General features: G+C 69.8%; 18 protein-coding genes. 2 read left to right on the top strand and 16 right to left on the bottom strand.

Annotated elements, in window-relative coordinates; all coding sequences use genetic code 11:
- Positions 1-231 precede the first annotated feature (231 nt).
- The 11 genes from PFX91_RS02945 to PFX91_RS02895 are packed head-to-tail and all read right to left on the bottom strand — an operon-like array spanning position 232 to position 9,415.
- Positions 232-1,680 (bottom strand): aldehyde dehydrogenase family protein, encoded by a 1,449-nt coding sequence (locus PFX91_RS02945; protein WP_285729207.1) that lies wholly within the window; start codon positions 1,678-1,680, stop codon positions 232-234.
- Positions 1,680-2,438: an SDR family NAD(P)-dependent oxidoreductase gene (locus PFX91_RS02940; RefSeq protein WP_285729206.1), complete on the bottom strand. Its 759-nt coding sequence runs from the start codon at positions 2,436-2,438 to the stop codon at positions 1,680-1,682. The genes PFX91_RS02945 and PFX91_RS02940 overlap by 1 nt, the downstream gene beginning before the upstream one ends.
- Positions 2,425-3,213 (bottom strand): ABC transporter ATP-binding protein, encoded by a 789-nt coding sequence (locus PFX91_RS02935; protein WP_285729205.1) that lies wholly within the window; start codon positions 3,211-3,213, stop codon positions 2,425-2,427. The genes PFX91_RS02940 and PFX91_RS02935 overlap by 14 nt, the downstream gene beginning before the upstream one ends.
- The gene (locus PFX91_RS02930) at positions 3,210-4,055 is read right to left on the bottom strand and encodes an ABC transporter permease (protein WP_285729203.1); all 846 of its coding nucleotides are present in this window, start codon (positions 4,053-4,055) and stop codon (positions 3,210-3,212) included. Before PFX91_RS02930 ends, PFX91_RS02935 begins: the two co-directional genes overlap by 4 nt.
- 13 nt (positions 4,056-4,068) lie before the next feature.
- Positions 4,069-4,458, bottom strand: coding sequence for a hypothetical protein (locus tag PFX91_RS02925; RefSeq protein WP_285729201.1), 390 nt, complete (start codon positions 4,456-4,458; stop codon positions 4,069-4,071).
- A gap of 27 nt (positions 4,459-4,485) precedes the next feature.
- Positions 4,486-5,019 (bottom strand): substrate-binding domain-containing protein, encoded by a 534-nt coding sequence (locus tag PFX91_RS02920; RefSeq protein WP_285729200.1) that lies wholly within the window; start codon positions 5,017-5,019, stop codon positions 4,486-4,488.
- Between the two features lie 58 nt (positions 5,020-5,077).
- Positions 5,078-6,196 (bottom strand): FAD-dependent oxidoreductase, encoded by a 1,119-nt coding sequence (locus PFX91_RS02915; protein ID WP_285729198.1) that lies wholly within the window; start codon positions 6,194-6,196, stop codon positions 5,078-5,080.
- A 22-nt stretch (positions 6,197-6,218) separates the two neighbouring features.
- Complete coding sequence (locus tag PFX91_RS02910) at positions 6,219-6,992, bottom strand: alpha/beta fold hydrolase (protein ID WP_285729196.1); 774 nt, start codon at positions 6,990-6,992, stop codon at positions 6,219-6,221.
- A complete protein-coding gene (locus PFX91_RS02905) occupies positions 6,985-7,806 on the bottom strand; it encodes an IclR family transcriptional regulator (RefSeq protein ID WP_285729194.1) in 822 nt (273 codons plus the stop codon). The genes PFX91_RS02910 and PFX91_RS02905 overlap by 8 nt, the downstream gene beginning before the upstream one ends.
- Entirely contained in the window at positions 7,803-9,092 is a 1,290-nt protein-coding gene (locus tag PFX91_RS02900; protein ID WP_285729192.1) for an NAD(P)/FAD-dependent oxidoreductase, read from the bottom strand. The genes PFX91_RS02905 and PFX91_RS02900 overlap by 4 nt, the downstream gene beginning before the upstream one ends.
- A complete protein-coding gene (locus PFX91_RS02895; RefSeq protein WP_285729190.1) occupies positions 9,089-9,415 on the bottom strand; it encodes a 2Fe-2S iron-sulfur cluster-binding protein in 327 nt (108 codons plus the stop codon). Before PFX91_RS02895 ends, PFX91_RS02900 begins: the two co-directional genes overlap by 4 nt.
- A gap of 225 nt (positions 9,416-9,640) precedes the next feature.
- On the opposite strand from PFX91_RS02895, the gene PFX91_RS02890 reads away from it, so the two are divergent.
- Positions 9,641-10,831 (top strand): cytochrome P450, encoded by a 1,191-nt coding sequence (locus PFX91_RS02890; protein WP_285729188.1) that lies wholly within the window; start codon positions 9,641-9,643, stop codon positions 10,829-10,831.
- A 30-nt stretch (positions 10,832-10,861) separates the two neighbouring features.
- The gene (locus PFX91_RS02885) at positions 10,862-11,947 is read left to right on the top strand and encodes an aminopeptidase (protein WP_285729186.1); all 1,086 of its coding nucleotides are present in this window, start codon (positions 10,862-10,864) and stop codon (positions 11,945-11,947) included.
- Positions 11,948-12,170: 223 nt separating this feature from the next.
- Here PFX91_RS02885 and PFX91_RS02880 read toward each other — a convergent pair whose 3' ends face one another.
- The 5 genes from PFX91_RS02880 to PFX91_RS02860 are packed head-to-tail and all read right to left on the bottom strand — an operon-like array spanning position 12,171 to position 19,556.
- Positions 12,171-13,331 carry a VWA domain-containing protein gene (locus PFX91_RS02880; RefSeq protein ID WP_285729185.1) on the bottom strand — a complete coding sequence of 387 codons (1,161 nt, stop codon included), beginning with the start codon at positions 13,329-13,331 and terminating at the stop codon, positions 12,171-12,173.
- On the bottom strand, positions 13,328-15,646 hold the full coding sequence (locus tag PFX91_RS02875; protein ID WP_285729184.1) for a DUF5682 family protein: 2,319 nt from the start codon (positions 15,644-15,646) through the stop codon (positions 13,328-13,330). The genes PFX91_RS02880 and PFX91_RS02875 overlap by 4 nt, the downstream gene beginning before the upstream one ends.
- Complete coding sequence (locus tag PFX91_RS02870; protein ID WP_285729183.1) at positions 15,646-16,761, bottom strand: ATP-binding protein; 1,116 nt, start codon at positions 16,759-16,761, stop codon at positions 15,646-15,648. The genes PFX91_RS02875 and PFX91_RS02870 overlap by 1 nt, the downstream gene beginning before the upstream one ends.
- Complete coding sequence (locus PFX91_RS02865; protein ID WP_285729182.1) at positions 16,762-18,303, bottom strand: DUF5691 domain-containing protein; 1,542 nt, start codon at positions 18,301-18,303, stop codon at positions 16,762-16,764.
- Positions 18,300-19,556, bottom strand: coding sequence for an SWIM zinc finger family protein (locus PFX91_RS02860; RefSeq protein WP_285729538.1), 1,257 nt, complete (start codon positions 19,554-19,556; stop codon positions 18,300-18,302). The genes PFX91_RS02865 and PFX91_RS02860 overlap by 4 nt, the downstream gene beginning before the upstream one ends.
- Positions 19,557-19,756: the final 200 nt, after the last annotated feature.

Below are 19,756 nucleotides of genomic sequence, written 5' to 3'. Positions count from 1 at the left end.
ACAAGCCCGCCCTCTTCCCGCGACCGTGCTCTCGTGGCCACTTTCGGCTCCGAAAATGACCACAGAAACACGGTCGGGCCCCGCTCTGGAGCAGGGCCCGACCGAGGAAGCGGCGCAGGCGGCCATGCGGTCCCGGCCCCACCACGGGACCGCCCTCGCGTGGAAGCGCCGTCCCGGCCGTCACCCGGCCGGGTGACGGCCGTCCGCCCTCCCCGGGCGGACACGGGCCGGTCAGGACGCGGGCCCTCCCGCGAAGCCGAAGCCGTGGCCCTTCCCCACCTCCAACGAGGCCCACACCGACTTCACCCGTGTGTAGGTCTCGAAGGAGGACGCCCCGTTCTCCCGTCCGTGCCCGGAGTCCTTGACCCCGCCGAAGGGCACCCGGTCGTTCAACACCCGGAAGGTGTTGATCCACACCGTGCCGGACTCCACGTCCCGCGCGAAGCGGTGCGCCCGCACGATGTCCCGGGTCCAGACCCCGGCGACCAGGCCGTAGGCCGAGTCGTTCACCAGCCGCAGGGCCTCGGCCTCGTCCTCGAAGGGGGTCATGGCGGCGACCGGGCCGAAGACCTCCTCTCGGAGCAGGGAGGAGTGCTCCGGAAGGCCGGTGAACAGCGTGGGCGGCACGTAGAACCCGCCGGACCCCTCGGCCTCCGGGGCGATCGACCCCTGTGCCCGGATGGTGGCGCCCTCGGCCTCCGCCTCGCGGATCGCGTCGAGGGTGATCCGCCGCTGCGCGGCGGTGGTCTGGGGGCCGATGGAGACGCCCGGACGGCGCACGTCCCCCGCCACCAGGTTCTCGACCCGTTCGGCCACCTCCGCCTCGAACCGTTCGTAGACGCTCTCCTGCACCAGGATCCGGCGTCCGGCCACGCACATCTGCCCGGTGGAGGCGTATCCGCCGAGGAGGACCGACTCCACCGCCGCGTCGATGTCGCAGTCGTCGAACACCACCTGCGCGCTGTTGCCGCCGAGTTCGAGCACGCACGGCACCAGGCTGCCCGCGGCGGCGCGGGAGACCACCTTGCCAGTGGCGACCGAACCGGTGAAGACGATGAGTCCGAGCCCGTCGGCCTCCACCAGCGCGGCGCCGACGTCCCCACCACCGACGAGGACCCGCACGAGGCCCTCGGGCGCCCCGGCGGCCTCGACCATGTCCTTCAGCCTCAGCGCCGTCAGCGGGGTCTCGGGCGCCGGTTTGAGCACGCACGCGTTGCCGAAGGCCAGCGCCGGCGCGATCTTCTTCGCGGCGAAGGCGAACGGCATGTTCCACGGGACGATGCCGGCGACCACGCCGACCGGTTCGCGCAGCGTGTAGACCAGGTTGGCGTCGCCCATGGGGAGCGTGTCCCCCACGACGTGGTCGACCCACCCCGCGTAGTACTCGAAGCAGTCGGCCGCCCTTTTGGCCTCCCTCAACGTGTCGACGACGGGCTTGCCCGTGTTCAGGGACTCCAGCCGCGCGATCGTGTCGGCGTCCGCCCGGATCGCCGCGGCCACGTCCAGCAGGACACGGCGCCGGACCGTCGGTTCCGCGGCGGCCCAGTCCCGTTGCGCCGTGCGCGCCCCGGAGACCGCGTGCGCCACGTCCTCCGGGGAGGTCCAGACCGCTCTTTCGATCTCACTGCCGTCGAGCGGCGAGATCACCGGACGTTCCACGTTCCGCACCTCCTTGGACATCAGACCGCCCCCATGTGGGTGCCGCGGTTGACGAAGAGGGTCTGCCCCGTCATCGCCTTGGACTGATCGGAGATCAGGAAGCCCACGACGGAACAGATCTCCTCGGGAACGGTGGGGACGGGGATCACCTGGCGCGCGATGAGCGCCTCCCGGTAGTCGTCCGTCCGTTCCTTGGCGGTGACCTCCGTGGTCACGAACCCCGGCGCGACGGCGTTGGCCCTGATGCCGTCGGAGCCCAACTCGCGCGCGAGGCCGCGGACCATGCCCACGACGGCCGCCTTGGAGCTGACGTAGTGCATGAAGTCCTTCATCCCGAACGAGACGACGTTGGACGAGAAGAGCACGATGGATCCTCCGCCCGCTCTGCGCAGCATCGGTGTGATGTGCTTGCTGAGCAGGAAAGCGCCTCGCACGTTGACGGAGAACACCCGGTCCCACTCGTCGACGTCGATCTCGGTGAACGGCTTGTGGTCCAGCGCGGTGAAGAGCGCCGCGGCGTTGACCAGGGCGTCGAGGCGGCCGAAGTGCCGTTCGGCGTCCGCCAGGGCCGTGGCCACGGAGCCCTCGTCGGCGATGTCGACCCGCCAGGCGCGCACACGCTCGGACTGTTCGCCCTCGAACGCCTTGACGTCGAAGGCCGCGACGCGCCAGCCCTCCTTCCTGGCGAAGTCGACGATCTCGGCGCCGATGCCCTGTGAGGCTCCGGTGACCACCACTACGGGGTCGGCGCCGTTCGTCGTCAGGTCAGCTTTCGACAAGGCTCTTCGCCTCCGCTTCCGCGTCCGCCTTCTCCGCATCGACCATCATCTGGTGGATGTGCTCGCGGAACGGCAGGAAGTTGTCACCGTGCTTCCGCCTGACCTCGGCGGCGTCGAAGTCGCCGAGGATGCGGGCGGGACGACCGAAGACGAGCACGCGGTCGGCGATCTCGAACGCCTCCTCGATGCTGTGGGTCACGATCACGGCGCTCACCGACGACTCCTCCGACATGGTGACGAAGTCGGCGCGCAGGCCCTTCGCCGTCACCTCGTCCAGGGCCGAGAAGCTCTCGTCCAGGAAGATCAGCCGGGGGCCGATGGCGAAGGCTCGGGCGAGGGAGGTGCGCTGCCGCATTCCGCCGGACAGCTGTGCGGGGTAGCGGTCGCCGGCGTTGTCCAGGTGCACCATCCTCAACCAGTGCTCGGCGCGTTCGCGCCGCTCGGCCTTGGGGACACGGAGGATCTCCATCCCCACCTCGACGTTCTCGCGCGCCGTGCGCCAGGGCAGGAGCCGAGGGGACTGGTAGGCCATGGACAGGAGGCCCTGAAGTTCCCGGCGCTCCCGCACCGGGTCGTGTCCGGCGACGCGGACCGTGCCGGACGTCGGCTCCAGGTTTCCGACCAGGAGGTTGAGCAGGGTGGACTTTCCGGCACCGGTACGCCCCAGGATGGCGACCCGGGAGCCCTCCGAGATGGAGAAGGACAGGTCGGAGACCGCGTTGAAGTCCCCGAACCACACGGAGACGTCGTTGACCTCAATGATGTTGGGACTCATCGGATGACCGCCTCTCCACGCCAGGCGAGAAGATGCTTCTCAGCGACGTCGATCAGATACACCAGGGCGAAGTTGACAAGGATCAGGAGGAAGGTCCAGGCGAAGATCATGTCGAGCTGGAAGTTCGTCTGTGCGACCTGCATCCGCTGACCGATACCGCTGGCGGCACCGATGAGCTCCGCGAACACCAGGATCCGCAGGGTGAAGGCGGTGGTCGAGCGGAGCGACATGATCATGTAGACGACCGACTGCGGGATCAGCAGCATGCGGAGCGCCTGGAGCTTGGTCGGACGGAACTGGTCGACCGCCTCCACGATCTCCGGGTCGATGTTGCGGATGCCCTCGTACACCGCGATCGCGATGAGCGGCATGCTGATGGCGAAGCAGATGAACCCGATCCGGATGTTGATGTCGGAGATCCACAGCACCGCGAGGAGGACCCACGACAGGGCCGGTACGGCCTGCATGATGGAGAACAGCGGGGTGAAGAGGGCGCCGACCGTGCTCCGGAACGCGCCCATCACCAGGCCGATGATCCACCCGGCGGCGATCGCCACGACGAGCGACACCACGAACCGCGCCATGGTGATCAGGATGTCCGACTTCTGGTTGGCCAGGATGTCGACCACGGCCATCGCGATGTCGCCGAGTCCGGGGAAGAGGAACGGCGGGAGGATCATGCTCGAAAGCTGCACCAGCCCGAGGATGACCGCCACGACCAGGGCCAGCGCCCACTTGTCCTTGACCGCGCGGAGCAGGTTGCCCGACGTCGCCTTCTCAGGGGCGCCCGCGGCGCTCGACGACGGCTTCTCCTTGGTGCTCACTGGCGTACTCGTTGTCATAGTGTCCACCTCCTCAGCGGAAGACGTCGGCGCTGGGCTCGGTCGTGAGAGCGCCCGCCTCGTGCGCCGTCGTGAGGTCGGCGAGCAACGACTCGCGGATCTCGTCGTCGAGCGGGCGAGCGTCGATCGGGAGGCTCTCGTCCTCCAGGACACGGGAGACGGTGTCGTCGGTGTAGCCCTGGCGTTCACCGTAGGAGTCCGCCAGTTCGGGGTCCTGACGCATCTTGTCCGCGGCCGCGTTCAGAGCGCCCAGGAGCGCCTCGACGTCCTCGTCGGAGATGTCGTCGTTGACTCCGAGGATGAACTGCCAGGAGTTCTCCAGGTTCAGGTCCTCGGTGGAGACCAGCACGTCGAAGTCGGGGTAGAGGTTCAGGGTCTGGTCGACCGAGGGCTCCCATCCCATGACGTAGTCCGCGGTCCCCGCCGCGACCTAGGCGGCGCCGGTGAGCGTGTTGGAGACGCTGACGACCTCCAGGTCCTCGTCGACGTCGATGCCCTCCGCCTCCAGGCGTGCCGTCAGGATCGCCCACGCGCCGGAGGAGGTGATCGCGGCCAGTCGGCTGCCCTTCAGGTCCTCCAGGGAGAAGTCGCCTTCCGGTCCAAGGATCGACACGGTGTTCGGTGCGACCACACCGCCGATCCGGATGTCGCCGCCCTCACCGCGGAGGGAGGCCATCGTCTCGGGGGCGCCGACGTTGGCGTGCGCCCTTCCGACGAGGAGGTTCTGGTAGACCTCGGGGAGGTTCGGGGTGGTCAGCGCCGAGACGTTGACGCCGAACTCCTCCTGGATCTCCTCGTCGTCGGCCAACACGAGGGGGAGCGTGCCGGTCATGCCGGTCTCCCAGACGGAGAAGACGATCTCGTCCACGGACTCCTCGTCCCCGGCCGAGCCTCCGCCTCCGCAGGCGGACAGGAGCACGGCGAGGGCACTCGCACCGGCCATCAGGGACAGGGACTTCTTCATCGGTTGCCTCCAGCGTCTGCCGTCTCAGCGACGTCCGCGTCGGTGAGAAGAGGGGTGGTCATGGCGTCGTACTCGTAGATCCAGTCGCGGAGCTTCCACGTGTCGGGGGTGTCGATCGTGCCTGGTTCTGAATGTGGGCCGTCCTGGAACGGCGGGTGGTCTCGTAGACCTTGAGCGCCTGTTCGACGCCGGTCTCCTCGGCCTTGGACAGGGCTCGTGCCAGCACGACCGCGTCCTCGATCGCCATCGCGGCGCCCTGGGCCAAAAACGGGACCATGGGATGACAGGAGTCACCGAGGAGGGTGAAGCGTCCTTCGGACCACTTCTCCAGCGGCTCGCGCTCGTGCAGCGCCCACTTCAGGGGGGTGCCGGCCCGGCGGACGAGCTCGGGGATGGGGTCGGCGTAGTCGGCGAAGGCCTTGACCAGTTCCTCCGGTTCGCCCTTCGCCGTCCACGACTCGGTCTCCCACCCCTCCTCGGGAACGACGGCGATGATGTTGAAGGTCTTCAGCGAGCTCACGTAGTAGTGCACGAGGTGGTGCTCGACGACCGGCCCCCACCACTTCGTGGACGTGTTCGGCAGGTCGAGGTCCTGGACATCACCGGCGGGAAGAAGCGCGCGGTAGGCCACGGTGCCGGAGAAGCGCGGCTTGGAGACGTCGAAGAGCAGACGCGAGACCGTCGAGTGGATGCCGTCGGCGCCCACGACCACGTCACCCTCGACGCGTTCGCCGCCTTCGAGGACGATGGCCGCCCTCTCGTCGCCCTGCTCGATGTCCACCACGGTCCGACCCAGGTGGATCACCTCGGCGGGGACCGCCGAGACGAGCGCGTCGAGCAGGTCCGCGCGCCGCATGAGGTAGTGGTAGGCGCCGTACCTCAGCGGTTCGCTGTTCATCTCGTGGGTGCCCAGGAGCTCTCCCTGCTCCCAGTCCCGACTTTCGAGCCGCTCCGGCCGTACACCTGTGGCCGCCAGCGCCTCCCCGACCCCGAGGTACTCCAACACCCGGGTGGAGTTCGGGCTCACCTGTAGTCCCGCTCCCACCTCGCTGAGTTCCTCGGCGCGCTCGTAGATCCGGACGCGGTGGCCCTCCTTGAGGAGCGCCAGCGCGGTGGCCAGACCACCGATGCCGGCTCCCACCACGACGACGTCCAGCCGCTTCGTTGCACGGGGCACTAGCTTTCTCCTCCAGCTCACTTCACTTGCTCGGTGCGGGGCGACCATGTGTCCCCGGAGCCGCGGACGCGGCTTCTTGGATGCTCCGGGCCCATACGTCCGGCCGTTCGACGCAGGACATGTGGGCGCCTCCCCCGATCACCGTGAGGTGGGAGAGGGGCAGCAGGTTCGCGATCTCCTCCTGTGTGCGCACCGGGGTCGACTCGTCTCCGTCGGCGGCGATGACCGTGACGGGACAGGTGATCCGGGGCAGCAGGGGGGTCGCGTTCAGTGCCGAGATCATCCGCCAGTCCTCGGCGTGCTCCCCCGGGGTCACGTTCTGGAGGATGCGCCGGGTCCGCACCACGTCCGAGGGGTTGGAGTCGCGGAACGTCAGACTGAACCAGCGGCTCAGGACGTCGGTGACGTATCCCTCGAAATCCGGGGCCAGAGCCCTTGCGGACCTGCGAAGGATCGCCTCCCGTTGGGCGTCGCCCTGTCGGTGGTTGGTGTTACCGATCACGAGCGAATGGAAGAGGTGGGGCGCACGGGCGGCCGCGTACTGCAACACCATGCCGCCCATCGAGATGCCCACACCCACGGGGCGTTGGAAGCGCCATGCGTGGAGTCGGTCGATGAGCGCCTCGGCCACCGCCTCGAAGCTCCGACCGGTACCAGGGTCGACCGGGACCGTTCGGTGGTCGAAGACCCGGACATCGAGCTCGGACGTGAGTTCGTTCCGGACTCGCCACCATATGTCACCCGTGCTACCAGCTGGGGAAACGAGGACGATACCGTCGGCCCGCGTCTCAGTCACGCGACGGCCCTCCCTTCCGGTCCTGTTCGAGGAGCGCACCCAGGTCCCTGGAGAGCGCACACGCCTCCTTGACGACCAGATCCACGTAGGTGGGCAGTCGCGCGTCGTCGATGCGCTGTTCTGGGACGGTCAGGATGAAGCTGCCGACGACGTCGTTCTGGTGGTCGAAGATCGGCGCGGAGATACCGACGGCACCGGGAATCCGCCGTCCCCGGGTGACCGCGTAGCCCTGTTCGCGGATCCGGTCGATCTCGGCCTGGGCCAGGGCTCGGCCCGGCCACGGGGAGTCGCCGGCCCTCTCGGCGGCGGCGAGGATCTCGGCGCACTCGTCGTCGGGCAGGTTGGCGAGGATGGAGAGTCCCGAGGCGCCCCGGTAGATCTCGGTCCACTGGAACAGGTCGAAGACGTATCGGAGCGGGTGGCTGGACTCGATGCTGTCCACCCGGAGCATCTGCCGCCGTCGTCGGTCGTACAGGCCGAGGATGACCGTCTCGTTGCAGGCCTCCACGACGGCCTGCAACCTCTTGCGCGCGAGTCCGCGGATGTCGGCCTTCTTGTGGGTGAGGCTCCACAGGCGCAGCAGGTCCAGGCCGACGCGGTAGTTGTCCGACCCCTCGTCCTGGACGATGACGCCCGACTCGATCAGGGAGCCCAGGGCCCGGTGGACCGTGCTGGGTTGGAGCTCGCACGCCTTGGCGATCTCACGGACACCGAACTCGATCTGTGGCTGCTCGATCATGTAGGTGAGCACCTGGAAGGCACGCGCCACGGGGTCGCGCTTCCGGCCGTTCTCGTTCACGCTCTCGGGCGTCATGTGCGGCCCACGACCTCTCGGACTGAAGATTCCCGCGACCTCTTCGACCACGCGGTCAGGTCGTACTCGTATGCGTCCAGATCCCGCGCGGACGGAAGGTTCTCCCGGTCGCCGAGGATCCGACGTGCGGACAGGTGATCGATCGGTCGGTCGACCGACTCGACCGCGACGAGGCGGCCGTGGCGGAACGCGAGCACCGAGAAGGCGCCCTCGTCCGGTTCTCCGGAGACGACGAGTTCGTCCCCGGGCTCGACGATGCCCGCCATCTGGACCCGGAGGCCCCAGTGCTCCGTCCAGAAGGTGGGAACGGACTCGTACTCACCGTCCTGGCCGGTGGCGATCGCGTTGCCGACGTGTTTGGCCTGTTCGGTCGCGTTCTGTACCGACTCCAGCCGGAGGGAACCGCCCGTCGAGCGGTCCGAGGGGAACCGTGCGCAGTCCCCGATCGCGTAGATGTCGCCGTCGGAGGTGCGCAGGGACCCGTCCACGACGACACCGTCGTCCACCGTCAGTCCGGCGGCACGCGCGAGGCCGGTCTCCGGCAGGACACCGATCCCGGTCAGGACGAGATCGCACTCGTATCCGTCCCCCCGGTCCGAGAACAGCGCCACGGGTCGGTGCTCGCCCGTGGTCACCCGCTCCAGCGACCAGTCCGTGTGGATGGACACTCCGTTGCGGCGGTGCTGTTCGACCAGGTGGTCCGCCATGCGCGTGCTGAGCCCACGGTTCAGGACCCTGGGGGCGTTGTCGAAGACCTGGACCTCGACGCCGAGCCGGGACAGGACGGAGGCGGCCTCCAGTCCGATGAACCCGCCGCCGAGAACGGCGACCTTCGCACCGGGTCCCACCAGTCGCGCCAGACGCTCCGTGTCCGACTTCGTCCTGAGGTGGACGACACGATCGGAGACCTCCTCCGGCGGATCCAGTGTGCGGGGGCGGGCCCCCGTCGCGAGCACGAGCTTGTCGTAACGCAGTTCCTCGCCGTCGGAGGTGTGGACCAGGCGACGGTCACGGTCCAGAGCCGTCACCTCGCGGCCACGCAGGAGATGGACGCGCAGTTTCTCGTACGCGCTCTCCGGTTGAAGGTCCAGCAGACCCCCGAGGGCCCCCTCGCCACCGACCAGGGCCTCAAGGTAGGTCTTCGACAGCGGGGGCCTTTGGTAGGGCACCTCGTCGTCGGCGCCGACAAGGCTGATCCGCCCCTCGAAACCGCGCTTGCGCAGCGTGACCGCGGTCTGGACACCGGCGTGGCCGGCGCCCACGATCACGACGTCGTCCACGCTCACAGCTGCTCCTCGGGGAGCTCGACGACCAGGCCGTCGAGTTCTTCAGTGACCTCGATCTGGCAGCTCAGACGGCTGGCGTCGGTCCGCTCACACGCGGTGAACTCCAGCATGCTCTCCTCGACCATGCTGATCTCCGGCAGACGCTCGGTCCACTCGTCGGCGACATAGACATGGCAGGTGGCGCACATCGCGTTGCCCCCGCACTCGGCCACGATGCCGTCCACCTGGTTGATCTTGGCGGCCTCCATGACCGAACGCCCGGGTGCGACGTCCACGTCGTCCCGCGTCCCGTCGGGGTGGACGAAGGTGATCCTGGGCTGCATCTCACTCCTAAGCAGAACATGCGTTGCGTTCAGCAAGGTCTCCACAAGAGTAACCACGACCACAGTGCTGTCAAGAGGAGAAGAATGTGCAGTATGCGCATGTCGCACGGGGTCTTCGCTCAGACAAGACCGACGTGTATGGTTCTTACTGCGGAACGTCCGTATTCCACAACAGAACGATACGGATCGTCCGCCTGCTCTGACAGAACGCTATGGAGGTAGCGCATGTTGGCTGTAGAAGATCCCACTGACCCGTGGGAGGAGGGACTGCTCCGGTCTCCGTACGATCGGTACGCTCGCCTGCGCGACGCCGGACCGGTCGTGAAGAACACCAAGTACGGCTTCTGGTCCATGTACCGCCATGAAGACGTCGCGGCCGCCATGTCGGACTGGGAGACGTACTGCTCCAGCCGGGGTGTGGGCATCACTGACACGGCCAAGGAGCAGGCATGGCGCAAACCGAGCCTCCTGCTCAACGCCGACCCGCCCCAGCACACCGAGATGCGCAAGATCGTCAACGGCATCTTCTCGCCGAGGGCCATCCGCAACCTGCGTGCGCAGTTCGAGGCCACGGCCGAGGAACACGTCGCCGCGCTGGGGGACCGGAGCGAGATCGACGGTGCCACCGAGATCGCCGAGGCGTTCCCGATCGCGGTCTTCCCCGACTCGGTCGGTGTCCGCCCCGACGGGCGCGACAACCTTCTGCTCTATGGCCTCATGGCCTTCAACTCAGAGGGTCCCAAGAACGAGATCTACCACGACGCCTTCCGCCACGCGGACACCGTCCACGCCTGGATCGAGGAGGCGTGTAAGCGCGAGAACCTCGCCGACACGGGCTTCGGAGCCGACATCTGGGCGGCGCACGACCAGGGACTGATCACCGCTGAGCAGGCGGCCCTTCTGGTGCGGTCGGTCCTCACCGCCGGGCTCGACACCACCATCGCGCTGATCGGGAACACGCTCCTCGCCCTCGCCAGGAACCCTCGGTACTGGAGGGACCTCAAGGAGGACCCCGCACTCGTCAAGGGCGCCATCGAGGAGACCATGCGCCACGACGCTCCGGTGCAGCTGTTCTTCCGGACCACCACCCAGGCCGTCGAGGTGCACGGTGTGGAGATCCCCGCCGACGCGAAGGTCCTTCTGTCCCTGGCCTCGGCCAACCGGGACCCACGTCGTTGGGGCGAGGACGCCGACACGTTCGATCCGCACCGCAACACCGCGGGCCACATGGGCTTCGGTGTGGGAATCCACCGTTGCCTGGGGCAGATGATCGCCCGCTTGGAGGCCGAGGTCATCCTCACCCGACTCGTGCGGGAGTACGAGTCCATCGAGCTCGCCGGCGAACCCGAACTGCGCCTGAACAACGTCGTGCGGAGCAGGAAGAAGATCCCCCTGAAGCTCCACAAGAGCAAGTGATCCCGTCGGAAACCTGAAAGAGCACAGTCAATGTCAATGATCACAGGACCGCTCAAGTACCTGCGTCGCCCCTTCACCTCCAACGTCGAGGAGGGCGACAAGGTCGTCATCGTCACGGACACGCGGCAGGACGCCCGTGTGTGGCAGGCGATCATGTCCATCGTCGAGGACATCGGCGCCGAGCCCACCCTGGCCATGTTCGAACCCCGTCCCGCCGACTACTACGACCCGCCGAGCGTGGTGGCGTCGGCGATGATGACCGCCGACGTGAACGTCCTGGTGGCCTCCACCTCGATGCTGCACTCCCCCGCCTCCATGGCCGCCATGGCCTCCGGCATCCCCACGATCTGCCTGGACGGCCAGGTCACGTTGGAGATGTTCCAATACGGCGCGGCGACGGCCGACTATCACGAGATCGCCACGATGAAGCACTACGCGGCGAAGAACGTCTTCGGTGAGGGCGCCAAGACCGCTCGCGTGACCTCGGACTTCGGCACCGACCTGGAGTACAGCGTCGAGAACAGGATCTTCGTCCCGCCGCTTCGCGGCCAGGATTGGGATCCGTTCAAGGCCTACCGCCGCACCGAGGAGGGGCGCGAGGGCAGCCCCATGTACGCGTGCCTCTTCCCCGGTGGCGAGTTCAACGTTCCTCCGGTGGAGGGCACCGCGAACGGCGTCTACGCCGCCGACCTCACCATGCACCACCTCGGCAAGATCGACGAGCCCATCCTGCTGACGATCGAGAACGGCCGGATCGTCGACATCAAGGGGCACCGGGACGCCAAGCGGTTCCGCGACCACCTGCGGGACTTCGGTGACGAGTCCGCCTACGAGTTCCCCACCGAGGCCTCCATCGGTCTGAACAAGAAGGCGCAGATCGTCGGCAGCCAGCGTGAGGACAAGAACATCTACGGAGCCGTCCACTTCGGGCTCGGCACGAACTCGGACGTCGGCGGAACCGTCGAGAGCAACCTGCACATGGACCTCGTCGTCCTCCAACCGACCCTCTATGTCGACGGCGTGAAGAAGATGGACCACGGGGAGTTCCTCGTTCCGCTGGACCGTGACCTCCCGGCGGACGAGACCTCCTCTCCGAAGGTGGAGGCCGGAGTCTAGGACCGCCGACCGTGACCACCGGCCGAGCCAGGGCCTCCAGAGCCGCCGCGACACCGGGAACGTCGCCGCGGCTCGGAGGCCCTCGGCCGAACAAGCCCGCCTTTTCCCGCGACCGTGCTTCTGTGGCCACTTTCGGCGCCGAAAGCGACCACGCAAGCACGGTCGCGGCGGACACGGCCGGTCAGAGGGCGGACGGGGACCGCCACGGCCCCGCCCGCCCCGATCAGGCGTCCTGGTGCTTGTCGACCCAGGACGTGAGGGGCTCCCCCTGGATGGCCGCCGCCATCAGTTCGGGGAAGACGTCCGGAGTACACGCGAACGCCGGCACGCCCATCTCCGCGAGCGCCGCCGCGTTCCGACGATCGTAGAACGGCGCGCCCTCGTCCGACAGCGCCAGCAGTACCACGACCTGGACCCCGGCGGCCCGCATCGCGGCCACCCTCCTCAACATCTCCGCTCGGACACCGCCCTCGCACAGGTCGCTGATCAGCACGAAGATCGAGTCGTTGGGCCTGGTGATCAACCCCTGGCAGTAGGCGACGGCCTTGTTGATGTGCGTGCCCCCGCCCAACTGGGTACCGAAGAGCACCTCCACGGGGTCGGTCAGCTGTTCGGTCAGGTCCACCACGGCGGTGTCGAACACGACCAGGGACGTGCGCAGGGTCCTCATGGAGGCCAGGACCGCGCCGAACACGCTCGCGTAGACCACCGAGGGGGCCATCGAACCGCTCTGGTCGATGGCCAGCACCACGTCCTTGTGCACCCCGCGACTGCGCCGCCCGTAGCCCACCAGGGTCTGCGGCACGATCGTGCCCTGCTCGGGCAGGTAGTGGGCCAGGTTGCGGCGGATGGTCGCGTTCCAGTCGATGTCGGCCGTCCGGCGCGGTCGGTGGGTTCGCACCGACCTGTCGATCGCCCCCTGCACCAGCGACCTGGTCCGCTGCGCCACCCGGCGTTCCAGCTCCTCCACCACCCGGCGTACCACCGCGCGGGCGGATTCGCGGGCCTGGTCGGGCATCACCCGGTTGAGGGACAGCAGTGTCCCCACCAGGTGAACGTCCGGTTCGACGGCCTCCATCATCTCCGGCTCCAGCAGGAGCTGGTGCAGGCCCAACCGATCCATGGCGTCCTTCTGCATCACCCGCACCACGGAGGAGGGGAAGTACTCCCGGATGTCGCCCAGCCAGCGCGCCACCCGGGGCGCCGAGCCGCCCAGGCCGGCGCGGCGTCGACCTCCGGCACCGGACTCGGAGGCCCCCTTGTCGTACAGCGCCTCCAGTGCGCCGTCCATCCCCTGGTCGGCGGCACCGAGCCCCGAGGGGCACTGTGCCTCCCGGCCCAGGACCAGGCGCCAGCGGCGTTCCCGTTCGTCCACGGTGTTCATCCGCGGTTCCTTCCTTCGGTGAGGACGGCCAGCGCGGTGGCCAGGGCCGGGGCCGCGCGTTCGGTGTCCACGTCCACCCTGACGGGGGCCGTGTGGTCGGCGGCGGGGGCCGATCCCAGCCGTAGTGCCGCGGCGCCGATCTCCCGACGTTCGGGACCGTCGAAGGCCCCGAAGGTGCGCCTCAGGAGCGGCAGCACGGCGATGAAACGCTCCTCGGGCAGGCCGAGCAGCCAGGTGTCGATCAGACCGAGCAGGCGCTGGTCGTGCACCAGGATCAGACCACTGCCTTGGAGGAAGCCCTCAAGCCAGGCGGAGGCCCCCGCGGCGTCGACCCCCGGTGACATAGCCAGGCCGAGGCGGCGGCGCAGTTCGTCCGCCTCCACCAGTCCGGCGTCCGCCAGCATCCGGTTGACCCGTCCGGCGATCCGTCCCGGCAGGGTGTCGCGTCGGGCCAGGGAGAGCAGTGCCGCGTTCCAGTCCTGGACGGCCTCGCCGCCCAGCAGCGCGGCGGCGGTGTGCGTGGCGTCGATGTGCCCGACGAACCGCGCGGCCGCGTCGTCGTCCAGCCCGTGTGCCGCCGGGGCCAGTCCGGCGCACACGCGGCGCAGGATCTGCTCTGCGACGACGCGCAGGTGCGCGCCGTCGGTGCCGCGCACGTCCCCGTAGCGGGTCGAGCGCGCCAGTGGGGGCAGCGCCGCCATCAGGTGGGTGATGTCACCGTCGGTGGCCGCGCGGTCGGTGAGCAGGGACAGCACCCGGGGCAGTGCCCGCTCCAGTTCGGCGAACAGGCACTGCTCGGTGAGCGAGGTCAACCCGGGCAGGTCCGCGGTTCCGGCGAGGTCGACCGCCCTGGCCGTGGCGGCCGAGGCCACGGTGGTGCCCCACCGGGAGGCCTCGATCAACGCCACGTCCATGTCCGGGTCCCAGCGCAGCCGCCAGGACTCCCGGAAGGTGCCCTTGTTGCCCGTGTCCGACCTGCGGGGAACGCCCCACTCCACGCCGAGCATCCGCAGCCGGTGCAGCAGTACCCCGCGTTCGCGCTGGTTATCCTTGCGCAGGTCCAGGTCGAGGTCTCGGGTGACGGCCTCGGGTTTGAGCCGCAACCGCTTCTGTGCGGCGATGAGGTCGCGCTGGAGGGGGACCATGGGGGTGGACGGGGGTACCGAACCCAGCCGTTCACCGATCGCCATCCGGGAGTGGACGAGGGCGGCCCGGACGGGTTCGCCCTCACAGAGGACGGCGGTGAGCGCCTCGGAGACCTCCTCCAGTCCGGCGAGCGGACGCCCGCGCAGCACGGCGAGGCTCTCGGCCAGCCGTACCCCCTCGATGACGTGGGAGGAGGACACGGACTGCCCCTCCTGGCGCAGCATCCTGGCGGCGTCGGTCAACCAGCGGTGCACCGGCCGGTCGGGGGCGGTGAACAGGTGGTGGTACCAGCCGGGTGCGGCCACACCCGCGCCGTAGCCGCTCGCCGTGGCCAGACGTCCGTGGGTCCAGGGCACCCAGGTGGCGGTGACCTTCACCTTGGGCAGTCCTTTGAGCAGCGCGGTGTCGTCCTTGATCGGGTGGTCGGACACCTCGCGCAGGGCGGGGGCGTGCCAGGCGCCGCAGACCACGGCGACCTTTTCGTGTCCTTCCTTGAGCACGGCGCGCAGGGTCTGGCGCATGTACGCCTCCCGACGTGCCTCCCTGCCTCGTACGGGACCGGACTCGGCGCGGACGGCGGCCATGGCGTCGGCGATCGCGGGGAACGGGGAGGGTTCGCCGTCGCCGCGTTGCTCGATGACGTCGTCCCACCAGCGTTCGGCGTCGTCGTAACCGGCGGCCTCGGCCAGGACCCCGAGGGGGTCCAGCCGGACACGTTCGGGCTCGCCGACCTCGCCGTCGTCCGCACCCTCCTTCTCCGCGCCTTCGTTCTCACCGTGCCGTTCCTCGGCCATCCGCTCGGCGATGGTGTGCGCGGCGGGCAGGTCGCAAAAGCGCACCGGGACACCGGTGGTCACCGCGTAGCGCAGTGCCTCCCACTCGGGGGAGAAGGTGGCGAAGGGCCAGAACGCCCACCTGTCCCTCGCGTCCCCCTCCGTCGCGGGCTCCTTGCCGCCCTTGGGGGTGTCGGCGTAGACCAGCAGCGCCACCGGCGGTTCCAGTTCGCCCACCAGGGCGGTGAGCGCGTCCGCCTCCGGTGGTCCCTCGATCAGCACGGCGTCGGGCTCGATCTCCTCCAGGGCCGCCCGGACGGCTCGGGCCGATCCGGGGCCGTGGTGTCGTACGCCCAGGACGTGCAGTCCGCTCGTGTCCAGTCGGGGTCGGGCCATCAGGCGCCCACCTCGCGGCAGGCACGGTAGAAGTCGCCCCAGCCCTCGCGACCGCGGACGACGGTCTCCAGGTACTCGCGCCACACCACACCGTCGGAGACCCGGTCCTGGACGACGGCGCCCTGGATGCCGGCCGCCACGTCGGCGGGCCGCAGTCGCCCGTCGCCGAAGTGCGCGGCCAGCGCGATCCCGCTGGTGATCACCGAGATCGCCTCGGCGGTGCTCAGCGTTCCGCTGGGCGACTTGACCTTGGTTCCGTTGTCCTCGGTCACCCCCGAGCGCAGTTCCCGGAAGACCGTGACCACCCGCTGGATCTCGGTGAGGCTGGTGGGCACCTCCGGCAGTTCCAGGGAGCGGCCGAGCTGTTCCACGCGCTGGGTGACGATGCGCACCTCGTCCTCGGCGCTGTCGGGCACCGGCAGCACCACGGTGTTGAACCTACGACGCAGGGCGCTGGAGAGGTCGTTGACTCCTCGGTCCCGGTCGTTGGCGGTGGCGATGATGTTGAACCCGCGCTGGGCCTGCACCTCGATGCCCAGCTCCGCCACGGGCAGGGCCTTCTCCGAGAGCACGGTGATGAGGCCGTCCTGCACGTCTGAGGGCATGCGCGTGAGCTCCTCGATACGGCCGATGCTCCCCCGCGCCATGGCGGTCATCACCGGGCTGGGCACGAGGGCGGCCTCGGAGGGTCCCTCGGCGAGCAGCCTCGCGTAGTTCCAGCCGTAGCGGACGGCCTCCTCCGAGGTCCCCGCCGTGCCCTGGACGAGCAGGGTGGAGTCACCGGAGATCGCGGCGGCCAGGTGCTCGGAAAGCCAGGTCTTGGCCGTGCCGGGGACGCCGATGAGCAGCAGCGCCCGGTCGGTGGCCAGGGTGGCCACGGCGACCTCCACGATACGGCGCGCACCGATGTACTTGGGGGTGATCTCGGTGCCGTCGTCCAGGGTGGTGCCCAACAGGTACCGGGTGACCGCCCAGGGGGAGAGCCGCCAGCCGGGGGGACGCTGACGGTCGTCGACCTTGGCCAGCGCCTCGATCTCGGCGGCGTAGGTCTGCTCCGCGTGCGGGCGCAGGGCCTGGGCGGCGTCGGTGCGGAGGGAGGGTGCGGAGGTGGTCAACTACAGCTCCTTGTGCATGTCGTGACGGAAGCGGAGGGTGTCCCGAAGGTGGAGGTAGGCGTCGGCGGTGGAGTCGTCGAAGGGGAGCTGGGGGTGCAGGTCGGCGACGTGGGCGGGGGGCATGCGCAGGGCGGCGACCTCACAGACCAGCCGATAGCCCGCGTGGTCGTTCCCGCGCCGTGGGGCGTGCAGGCGCCGCAGGACCTCGGCGGACAGCTCCGCGGACCACGGGCCCCGGGTGGCCTGGAGCAGTTCCCCGTAGCGGTGGAGCGAGTCCGTCCTGGTCAGGGCGTGGAGCACGCGCGCGTAGCGTTCCTCCGGAGGCAACAGGTCCAGCAGCCGGTCCAGGCGGAACGGTTCTCGTGTGCGCACGGGCCGGGTCCGGGAGAGGGCCGGGCCGAGGACTTCCAGCAGGGCCCTGGCCCATGCGGCGTCCTCCTGGACCACGGCGGCGTTGGCGAGGGCCTCGAAGAGCCCTGCGGGTTCCGCCGTCTTCTTCATCGCGGCGGCGACGACCCCGGCGGAGTCGGTACCGAGCAGAGTGGTCCACACGTCCAGCGGCGCGTGGGTGACCAGGGCCCAGACCCGCTCGAACCGTTCGGAGTCGTTCTCGGCGCCTGCGGAGGGGGCGGCCAGGGCCAGGTCGCGGTGGAGGGCGGTATCGCGTGTGTCCACCGGGTCCACCCACAGCGCGCCGTCCTCGCGCGGACGGGCGTGCGCGAGGACGTGGTCGCGCAGTCGTTGGGCGTGGGCGCCGTCGGGGAGCCGGTTGAGCAGGGACAGCGCGAGTCCGCGCACGCCGGCGCTACGGTCGTCGAGCGCCCCTTCGAGGAAGTCCTCGTCCGTGGGTCCAAGGCCGATGGCGAACGTCTCCAGGAGGCGGCGGCGCAGGTCGGCCCTGGCCAGACCCGGCCAGATCCCCGTGAGGAGTTCACGCGCGCGGTCGGGGTCGGTGGCGCGCAGGGCGAGGAGGGAGCGACGCCTCTGGCCCGGGTCTCCGTGTTCCCAGTCCCGTTCGCTGAAGCGGTCTTCGGGGGCGGGCTCGTCCCGGACGTAGGCCCATGCGGGGTCGAGGCCGGCCGCCCACCGTCCTCGCGTACCGACGACCGTGGCGAGTGCCGGACGCAGGCGGCCGTCGCGCACGCCCCGGTCGAGCAGGGCGGGGACACTGGCGTGCGCGGCCCGCCGTCCGCTGGAGAGCACGAGTTCCAGCCACTCGGGGAGGAGTTCGGGCTTGTGCTCCAAGATGTGGTTCAGGTGGTCGGTGGCGGCCTCGCCGACCTCGGGACGGGGGTCCTCGGCGGCGGTGGGGACGGGCGCGACGCCGGTCCGGGGAACGTGTCCGGCCGCGCGGCGGACGACGGCCAGGGCGGCGCGGTCCAGCAGGGCGAGGGCGGCCTCGTCGTTCCCGGTCCCGGGGACGTCCGGCAGGTCGGGGGTGTGGGGGACTCCGCGTCGGGAGGTGCCGACCAGGGCGACCGAGACCAGGTCGTCCCAGGAGTCGGCGGGGGTCGGGGGTGCGGGGGTGCGCGCGTCGGTCACAGGGAGACCGCCTTTCCATCGGGGCCCCATGCGGTGATGGGGGTGAGGCCCTCGCCGGGCGACCACTCCGCGGCGATGGTGGCGGGGTGTCCGCCGGTGACCGCGAGGAGGTGCCAGGGTTCGGAGGTGGTCAGTGGCAGCGCGGCGCCGTCGGGGTCGATGAGCCACCATCGATCGTCCTCGCGGCCGGGTACGGCACGGTCGAGCACGATCGGCCAGGCCTCGGTCCAGGGGTCCTCCGCGAGGGCGGCGGCGAAGGCGTCGAGCGCCTCGGCGGCCGTTCCCCCCGCCGGTGGGGAGGCCGGAGTGGTCCGGCCCTGGTCGACGGCGACGGCGCGGTGTCCGTCGGGGTGGAAGGCGAACTCGGCGGTCACGTCGGTACCGACGCGGAAGGGGGTGGCGGGGGCCTGTCCGGGGCGGGCGTGGCTCAGGAACAGGGCGGTGCGTCCGCTCTCGGTACCGCGCAGCCACAGGCGGCGGGCGCGCATGCCGGCCTCGGGGGCGACGGTGTCGCGCAGGCCCAGGACCCGCCAGGTGTCCTGGACGCGTTCGCCTCGGGCCAGGACGTCCTCGACCCTGGTGGCGATGCCGACGCGGGCGCGTACGGCGCCGCGGACCCTTGCGTCCAGTGCCTCGCCCGCGCGGTGGCCACGGGCCAGCAGGTGCAGGAGGGCGAGTCGTTCGAGCAGACGCTCGGGCCAGTCGTCGGCGCGGACCAGACCCGGCAACCGCTCCACGAGGGACGCCGCCCCGGCCGCCTTGGCGTCCACCAGGCGTTTGGCCATGCGGTCCCAGTGGTCGTAGCCGTGCTTGGGGGCCTCGGCCAGTCCCGCGTCGATCTGGTCGCGCAGCCAGAGCCGGAGTTCCTCCATCCCCGCCGTCACCGACTCCTCCCTCTCCCGGAGGGTGGCGGCGGCCTTCTTCGGGTCGGTGGCCGTGGCTGAGGCGCCGCTTCGTGCGCGCTCCTGTCGGGCGCTCCGGTCGGAGAGCCAGGTGGAGACCCAGTCGGGCCTCTCCTCGCGCAGATCGACCTGTTCTTGTGCCCACAGGGCGAGCAGGCCCAGGACGTGCTTGCAGGGGATCTTGCGGCTGGGGCAGCTGCACTTGTACGCGGGGCCTCCGGCGCCGTCCAGGTGCACGGCGGCCAGGTAGGGCTTGGATCCACTGCCCTTGCACTCGCCCCACAAGGCGGAGGCGCCGCCCGCGGGGGCGGCGACCACTCCGCGCTCGGGCCAGGAGCCGTCCTTGGCCACCTTGAGGGCGGCCTTGTGGGAGGCGGCGTCCGGAGCCAGAGCCCATACGTCGTCGGTACTCCATCGATCGCTCACACGGGAGAACCTAGGGGGCGGGTGTGACAGAACGGGGAAAAGGGACGCCTCCTCCCAGGAGCCTTCTCGAACACCGTGACGCACGCTCCATGGGGTGACGCGAATGTCGTTCCCCCGTGGCATAC

This window comes from Nocardiopsis sp. ATB16-24 (assembly GCF_030271535.1).
Classification (GTDB): domain Bacteria; phylum Actinomycetota; class Actinomycetes; order Streptosporangiales; family Streptosporangiaceae; genus Nocardiopsis.
This window is presented reverse-complemented; position numbering and strand designations above follow the sequence as displayed.